The sequence below is a fragment of the Flammeovirga aprica JL-4 genome, from assembly GCF_012844305.1.
Taxonomy (GTDB): domain Bacteria; phylum Bacteroidota; class Bacteroidia; order Cytophagales; family Flammeovirgaceae; genus Flammeovirga; species Flammeovirga aprica.
This window is the reverse complement of sequence record NZ_JABANE010000373.1, coordinates 1-650: the sequence shown is the minus strand read 5'-3', so window position 1 is coordinate 650 and position 650 is coordinate 1. Positions and strand designations below refer to the sequence as shown.

The 650-nt window shown below is 33.1% G+C and carries 1 protein-coding gene; it reads left to right on the top strand.

Annotated elements, in window-relative coordinates:
- Positions 1–645 (top strand): PD-(D/E)XK nuclease domain-containing protein (locus tag HHU12_RS34440; RefSeq protein WP_205960099.1); only part of this gene is annotated, 645 nt, incomplete at its 5' end.
- Positions 646–650 lie beyond the last annotated feature (5 nt).

Genomic DNA, 650 nt, shown 5'->3' with positions numbered 1-650 from the left:
ACTATTTTTAAAGACTTAGAGAATGGTTCAGAGAAGACGGTTTTAGGTTTATTGTTGTTTAATGGGTATTTAACACCTACATATAGAAACCAAGAAGGGAGGAAATATTATTATGGTTTGAAGATTCCAAATGAGGAGGTGAAAGTGGTTTACGATCAGATGCTTGAACGTTTGTTGGAACGATCATCAGAGGTAAGTGAAAGTTCAATTTTAACGGCACTTCTAGATCAGGATGCCCTAGAATTTGAAGAAGTACTTTCTCAGTATATGTTAACTTCTTTCAGTTACCATGATATTCAACACAGAGGTGCATTGCCAGAAAAAGTTTATCATGCTTTTATTTTAGGCTTGATGGCACATTTATCTAATAAATTTATCATTAAATCAAACCCAGAAACAGGTTTAGGACGAGCAGATTTAATTATTTATCCTAAAAATATCAATGATCCAAGAGGTTGGGTTTTTGAATTTAAGAAATGGAAAAGGAGTTCTCCTGCATTGAAAGAATTAGCTCAAGAAGCAATGGAACAAATCCATGAATCTAAATACATTACCGTTTTAGAGGAGAATAATAAGACAGAATTAATGTTTGTAGGTGTTGCTTTTGATGGAAAAGAGGTGGCTTGTGTTATTGAAAAGTCATAAAATAC